The organism is Streptomyces sp. HNM0574 (assembly GCF_012726235.1).
Classification (GTDB): Bacteria; Actinomycetota; Actinomycetes; order Streptomycetales; family Streptomycetaceae; genus Streptomyces.
This window is the reverse complement of the sequence record NZ_JAASAH010000022.1, coordinates 81,277-87,708: the sequence shown is the minus strand read 5'-3', so window position 1 is coordinate 87,708 and position 6,432 is coordinate 81,277. Positions and strand designations below refer to the sequence as shown.

7 protein-coding genes are annotated in these 6,432 nt (G+C 72.7%); 3 read left to right on the top strand and 4 right to left on the bottom strand.

Features of this window, described 5'->3' with window-relative positions; all coding sequences use genetic code 11:
• Positions 1–28 precede the first annotated feature (28 nt).
• Together HCC30_RS26800 and HCC30_RS26795 are read left to right on the top strand one after the other, a co-directional pair.
• On the top strand, positions 29–244 hold the full coding sequence (locus HCC30_RS26800) for a hypothetical protein (protein ID WP_169445477.1): 216 nt from the start codon (positions 29–31) through the stop codon (positions 242–244).
• A gap of 186 nt (positions 245–430) precedes the next feature.
• Positions 431–1,327: a Bax inhibitor-1/YccA family protein gene (locus HCC30_RS26795; RefSeq protein ID WP_169445476.1), complete on the top strand. Its 897-nt coding sequence runs from the start codon at positions 431–433 to the stop codon at positions 1,325–1,327.
• A 111-nt stretch (positions 1,328–1,438) separates the two neighbouring features.
• Here HCC30_RS26795 and HCC30_RS26790 read toward each other — a convergent pair whose 3' ends face one another.
• Positions 1,439–1,666, bottom strand: coding sequence for a DUF4287 domain-containing protein (locus HCC30_RS26790; RefSeq protein ID WP_169445493.1), 228 nt, complete (start codon positions 1,664–1,666; stop codon positions 1,439–1,441).
• A 98-nt stretch (positions 1,667–1,764) separates the two neighbouring features.
• Between HCC30_RS26790 and HCC30_RS26785 the strand changes: the two genes are divergently transcribed.
• A complete protein-coding gene (locus HCC30_RS26785; protein ID WP_169445475.1) occupies positions 1,765–2,088 on the top strand; it encodes a hypothetical protein in 324 nt (107 codons plus the stop codon).
• Between the two features lie 30 nt (positions 2,089–2,118).
• Here HCC30_RS26785 and HCC30_RS26780 read toward each other — a convergent pair whose 3' ends face one another.
• The 3 genes from HCC30_RS26780 to HCC30_RS26770 all read right to left on the bottom strand — a co-directional run bounded on the left by HCC30_RS26780 (position 2,119) and on the right by HCC30_RS26770 (position 6,292).
• The gene (locus HCC30_RS26780; protein WP_169445474.1) at positions 2,119–3,120 is read right to left on the bottom strand and encodes a hypothetical protein; all 1,002 of its coding nucleotides are present in this window, start codon (positions 3,118–3,120) and stop codon (positions 2,119–2,121) included.
• Positions 3,121–3,745: 625 nt separating this feature from the next.
• Complete coding sequence (locus HCC30_RS26775) at positions 3,746–4,966, bottom strand: acetyl-CoA C-acetyltransferase (RefSeq protein ID WP_169445473.1); 1,221 nt, start codon at positions 4,964–4,966, stop codon at positions 3,746–3,748.
• Between the two features lie 201 nt (positions 4,967–5,167).
• Positions 5,168–6,292: an SGNH/GDSL hydrolase family protein gene (locus HCC30_RS26770; protein WP_169445472.1), complete on the bottom strand. Its 1,125-nt coding sequence runs from the start codon at positions 6,290–6,292 to the stop codon at positions 5,168–5,170.
• Positions 6,293–6,432: the final 140 nt, after the last annotated feature.

Here is a 6,432-nt window from a genome sequence, read left to right as displayed (position 1 = left end):
GGCGGGGGCGGCTGCGGAAGGAGCGGTGATGGAGCACGAGATGCGCGCCGAGTACGCGGAGGGCGCCGGGCCGGGCGCGCCTGTGAAGATCTGGCACATGGTGCGCCGCGAGACGGCCACCGCCATGTGCGGCCGGGAGCTCTCCCCGGACGCGGAGACCCGTACGGCCGAGGTGTGGGGCACCCCGGAGGGCGAACCCTTCTGCCACACCTGCGGCGCCCTCTATCTGCGGGAAGTCCCCTAGCGGTCCCGTCACGCACCGGGCCGTTCCGCAAACGCCCCGTCAAAGCCGCGTACGGAACGCGGAGGAGAAGGCGGCGGGGAACACGGAACGACTTTCCTTCGTTCCTCCTCGTGCACTAGCGTGCTGTTTTTGCTAACGCATTACCCTGTACGGCAAGGCCGTGCCGTGCGGCCATGGAGGAGTGAGATGAGGAGCAGCAACCCGGTCTTCTCGCGACGGGGGTTCAGCCGCGACGGCGCTGCCGGTTTCTCCGGCACGCAGCAGGCGCCGGCAGGTAACCCGTACGCGGCCGGCAACCCCTACGCCGCGGGCAACCCCTACGCGGCCGACCCCGCCGCGGCAGGCGCCGCGGCGAACCCCTACGCCCAGCAGCAGACGCAGCCGGGTGCGCCGTTCGCCGCTCCCCCGGCCGCCCCGGGGCAGACGGACCGCATGACGATCAACGATGTCGTGAACCGGACGGGCATCACCGTCGGTCTCGTCGTCGTCGCCGCAGCCGTCGCCTGGATCAGCGGGCTCTCGCTGCCGCTGGCGATCGGTGCGGGTCTGATCGCGATGGTGCTCGGCTTCGTGCAGGCCTTCAAGCGCAAGGCCTCGCCGCCGCTGATCCTCGCCTACGCGGCCTTCGAGGGGCTCTTCCTCGGTGCCATCAGCGCCTTCATCGACCAGAAGATCGCCAACGGCGCCGCCATGCAGGCGGTGCTCGGCACCATGGCGGTCTTCACGGCCGTCCTGATCATGTACCGCACGCGGATCATCCGCGTCACGCAGCGCTTCTACCGCTTCGTGATGGCCGCCGCGATCGGCTTCGTGCTGCTCATGGCCGTGAACATGCTGTTCGCGGTGTTCGGCGGCGGTGACGGCCTCGGCTTCCGCAGCGGTGGCCTCGGCATCCTGTTCGGCATCATCGGCATCGTGCTCGGCGCCCTCTTCCTCGCCCTGGACTTCAAGCAGGTCGAGGACGGCATCGCCTACGGCGCGCCGCGCGAGGAGTCCTGGCTGGCGGCCTTCGGCCTGACGATGACGCTGGTCTGGATCTACATGGAGTTCCTGCGGCTGATCTCGATCCTGCAAGGCGACTGACGCCGGACGGAAAAGCACAGCGGAAGGCCCGCGAGGCGATTGCCTCGCGGGCCTTCCGCTGTTCGGTCAGGGCTCCCGTGTCCTGGTCGGAGGAGAGAAGGGGGCGAAGTCCTAGAAGTGGCGGGCCGCGCGCCGCAGGTCGTGTTCGTGAATGATCGCCTTCGCGTGTCCGTACGCGAGATTGTGCGCACCGCGCAGCCAGCTCACCTTTTCCTCGAAACGGAAGAGGGCCGGGCCGTCGTCGACGGTGCGGAGCCATTCGGAGACTTCACGACCGGTGCACGCGGGAATGCGGGCCAGCATGTTCTGGTGGGTCTCGTCGGAGAAGATCTGGGACATCGGCGCCTCCGGACGCTGCAGTGTGGTGTCCTTCACGCCAAGGTGCCTGAGCGTTCGCACGTTGGCAACAGTCCGCGGAGGGCGCATAGGCTTGCGCCGTGCTTGATCCGACACCCCTGAACGCCGCCGTGGAACGCCTCGCCGACCGGCTGCGCTCCCTCCCGCACAGCGCCCTCCAGCGCGGCGCCGCGGCCGAAGGACTGGCGCTGGCCAGGGAGTTGGCCCGGCGGGCGCAGCTGGCGGAGTTCCCCGGGAGGCAGCCGGCCGAGCTGCCGGAAGCCGGTGTGTTTTGCGTGGGCGACCAGCTCGCGGTGGCCGGAAACGACCTGGCGGAGGCGCTGCGCCTGTCCGGCGGGGCCGCCGTGTCCGAGGAGCTCGACGAGGCCGTACGGCTGGTACGGCACACCGGGACCCGGATCTGAGACGGGCGCCCCGCCGGCCCCGCCCCGGCGTCAGGCCGAGGCGATGACGCGGTCGGCGAGCAGGTAGGCGATGTCGCCCTCGCCGTAGGTGAACGTCAGCGTGTACGCGCCGGAGACGCCGGAGCCGCCGACGAGCAGCGGGGTGTCGCCCCGGCGCAGCGCCTCGCACAGCCGTCCGGCCGTCTCGGGGTGGCCGGGGGAGAGGCACACGGTGGTGCCGTCCTCGAAGAGGTAGACGTCCAGCGTGCCGAGCGGGCCCTGGCGTACGTCCGTGAGCGGGGTGCCGCGGTCGGCGAGTTCGCCGAGCCGCTCGATGGTGCGCTCGTGGTCGGCGACGGCGGGCGCGGCGGCCGGGGCCGCGGCGAGGCCGTCCTCGACGGGCTCGCCGTCGAGCGTGAAGTCCGGGTGCGAGGGGTGCCGGCGGCGGGCTGCGGCCAGCTCGGCGTCGCCGCCGTCCTGGCCCGGGCCGGCCTCGTCGGCGGTGCGGCCGTCGTGCTGCTCGCGGCGGGGGTTCTCGCGGGACGGGCCGTCGGGCTGGCGCGGTATGAACACCTCGCCGTCCGGGGCCGGCTGGTCGCCGTACCCGTCGTAGCCGCCCTCCAGCAGGGCGTCCAGCAGCTCGGCCTCCAGGTCGTCGGGGCCGATGGGGTCCGTGGGGCCGAGGTGGGCGCCGGGGGCGACCTCGTACTCGGTGCCGTGGCCCTCCAGCGTCGGGCCCTCGTCGGCGCGGGACTCCTGTGCCGCCCAGAAGGCGCGGGCCTCGGCCAGTTCACGCTCCCGCTCCTCGGCGAGCGCCTCGGTGACGGCGGCGCGGATGCCGTCCGCGTCCGTCCCCGTGCGTGCCGAGGGCACCGTGGCCCTGCCCGTCGTACGGCTCAGCTCGGCGGTGAGGGCGTCGACCTTGCGGTGCAGGCCGCGCGCGCTGCGCAGCGCCGCGAGGCCGAGCACGCTCGCGCCGACGGCGACGACGAGCAGTACGAGGGCGACGAGGGCCGCGAAGGTGCTGAGGGTTGCGAGGGGTATTGCGCTCACTGACGTGCTCCCGGTTCCGTCTGGTCCCCTGGAATTCCTGCCTCGGGTTTTTACGCGGATAAGACTTTTCGACCGTAGTGCAAAACGCGCCGAAAGGGACAGGTGGAAACCTGGCAGGTATCCACCGCCACCGCGCTGAACAGGCAAAACGAAGCGCCCCCAGGGGATATATCACATCCCGGGGGCGCTTCGAAGGGGTTCTGGAACCTTCATCCGGCACGCACGGAAGACGAAAAGTGAGCTGGGCAACAATTCGCCCGGTTCGTTTTCGGATCTCCCGTTCCGGGGTGCGGGGATCTTGGGTGAGGGGTACGGCGGGTGCGGGGAGCGGACGGCCTGCGTGGGGTGCTTGCGGGTGTGCTGGGGGGGCACCCGCGCGCGGGGAGCACCGGTGCAGCACTTCCTGGGCCTCGGGCGTCAAGGGGACAACCCCGCACGCGCGGGGAGCACGCCGAGGAGGAGGGCAGTTACGAGGGCACCGGGGGGCCACCCCCGCACGCCCGGGGACCAGTCTTCGTGGCCTGCGGGCCTACTCGGCCCGGACGATACGTGCCCAGCCGGCGAAGTACCTCACACCCGCCCGGAGTTGGCCCGGCACGGAAGGGGTGCCGGGCCCCGCTGCGGTTCAGCTCAGGCGCTCGATGACCATCGCCATGCCCTGGCCGCCGCCGACGCACATCGTCTCCAGGCCGAACTGCTTGTCGTGCCACTGGAGGGAGTTGATCAGGGTGGTGGTGATGCGGGCGCCGGTCATGCCGAAGGGGTGGCCGACGGCGATGGCGCCGCCGTTGACGTTGAGCTTGTCCAGGTCGACGCCGAGGTCCTGGTACGAGGGGATCACCTGGGCGGCGAAGGCCTCGTTGATCTCGACCAGGTCGATGTCGCCGATGCCCAGGCCCGCGCGGGCCAGCGCCTGCTTGCTCGCCTCGACCGGGCCGTAGCCCATGATCTCGGGGGAGAGGCCGGAGACGCCGGTGGAGACGACCCGCGCCAGCGGGGTCAGGCCGAGCTCGCGGGCCTTGGTGTCGGACATGACGACGAGCGCGGCGGCACCGTCGTTGAGCGGGCAGCAGTTGCCCGCGGTGACCAGCCCGTCGGGGCGGAAGACCGGCTTCAGGCCCTCGACGCCCTCCACGGTCACGCCCGCGCGCGGCCCGTCGTCCTGCGAGACGACGGTGCCGTCGGGGGTGGTGACGGGGGTGATCTCGCGCTGCCAGAAGCCGTCGGCGATGGCCTTCTCGGCGAGGTTCTGCGAGCGGACGCCGAACTCGTCCATCTCGCGCCGGGTGACGCCCTTGTGCCGGGCGAGGTTCTCGGCGGTCTGGCCCATGGCCATGTAGACGTCCGGGACCTGGCCGCTCTCGCGCGGGTCGGTCCAGCCCTCGCCGCCCTTCTCGGCGCGGGCCGCGGTGCGGGCCTCGGCGTCGGCGAAGAGCGGGTTGTGGGTCTCCGGCATGCCGTCGGAGGAGCCCTTCACGGAGCGGGAGACGGCCTCGACGCCGGCCGAGATGAAGACGTCGCCCTCGCCCGCCTTGATCGCGTGCAGCGCCATCCGCGTGGTCTGGAGCGAGGAGGAGCAGTAGCGGGTGACGGTGCAGCCGGGGAGGTGGTCCATCCCCATCTGGACGGCGACGACGCGGCCCAGGTTGTGGCCCTGCTCACCGCCCGGGAGGCCGCAGCCCAGCATCAGGTCGTCGATCTGGCGCGGGTCCAGCTCGGGGACCTTGTCCAGTGCGGCCTGGACGATGCCGGCGGTCAGGTCGTCCGGCCGGATGTCCTTCAGCGAGCCCTTGAAGGCGCGTCCGATGGGTGTGCGGGCGGCAGAAACGATCACTGCTTCGGGCATCACGGCTCCAGAGGGGTGCGAGAGGTGCGATACGGGTTGTGAGCCGGAAGCTACCCGCAGGTGCGGCACGGGTCACGGTCCGGACGGTGTGATGCGGGACTCTTTTCTAAGCGCTTGCTTGGGGGTGCGCCGCCGCCCCCGGCACGACCGCCCCGGAACCGTGAAGCCACGGCGCCGGGGCGGGAGTCGGGACGGGGGCGGTCAGCGGGTGTCGGCCTGCTCGTGGACCGAGCGGCCGCCGTTCTTCGGGGCCTCCGGCGCCGCGCCGTCCTGCCCGGCCTCGGAGGTGACGTCCTCCGCCGGGGGCAGCCGACGGCGGCGGCGGTGCTTGAGCAGCGCCCAGGGGCCGCGGACCGCCGCGACCTCCGTGCCGCCCTCGGCCGCGGCCTCGGCGGCGGCGCGGGCGACGGGCAGGATGCCCTCGCGGCGGGCGGAGTCCGGACGCTCGTCCTCCGTCGGCCACAGGCCCAGGGCCGCGGCGAGCGTCGGCAGCACGGCCATGGCCGCCGTCGCGTAGCCCTCGGCCGAGGGGTGGTAGTTGTCGGGCCCGAACAGCTCCCGAGGGTTCGCGGAGAACTCGGGGCCCAGCAGGTCGCCCAGCGAGACGGTGCGGCCGCCCTCCTCGACGACCGCGATGGTCTGCGCGGCCGCCAGCTGCCTGCTCAGCCGCCGCGCGACCCAGCGCAGCGGCTGGCCGACCGGCTCGATCGAGCCGAGGTCCGGGCAGGTGCCGACGACGACGGCGCAGCCCGCCGTCCGCAGCCGTGCGACCGCGTCGGACAGCAGCCGTACCGAGCGGGCCGGGGGCATCCGGTGGGTCACGTCGTTGGCGCCGATCATGATCACGCAGACGTCCGGGCCCTGCTCCAGGGAGGGGTCGGACAGCAGCATGGTGACCTGCCGCTCCAGGTCGTCGGACTGGGCGCCGGAGAGGGCCACGTTGCGGAGTTCGACGGGGCGTTCGGCGACCGCGGCGAGGGCCGAGGCCAGCAGCGCGCCCGGGGTCTGGCGGGCCAGGCGGACGCCCTGCCCGGCCGCCGTCGAGTCGCCGAGGAAGCCGAGCCGGAGCGGGCGCACCGGGTGCGCGGCGTCCCCGGGCCGGCCGGAGGGGCGGCCTCCGGCGAACGCGGCGCCGTACCGGCCGTCGGCCTGCGGGGCGTCGTCGCCCCCGCCGCCGACGCCGACCTTGCGTTTGGCGAGTTGAACCTCCGTGAAGAGCAGCCCGACCACGGCTCCGCCGAGCAGCCCGAGACCGCCGCCGCCGTACGCGGCCGCGGTCGCGATGCGTCGTGCCACTCTTGCGCTTGCCGCCTTCGACATCGGCATGTCCCTGGATCCGCCTCCCGGCTGGTCGCGGTGGTTGGTGGGTAGAGGGCTGGGGCGCTGTACACGTACGGGCGATGTGCCCTTGACACTGTGTTGCCCGGTGCGGACCGCTCTGCAACGCGCCTGGGGCGTGCGTGTGT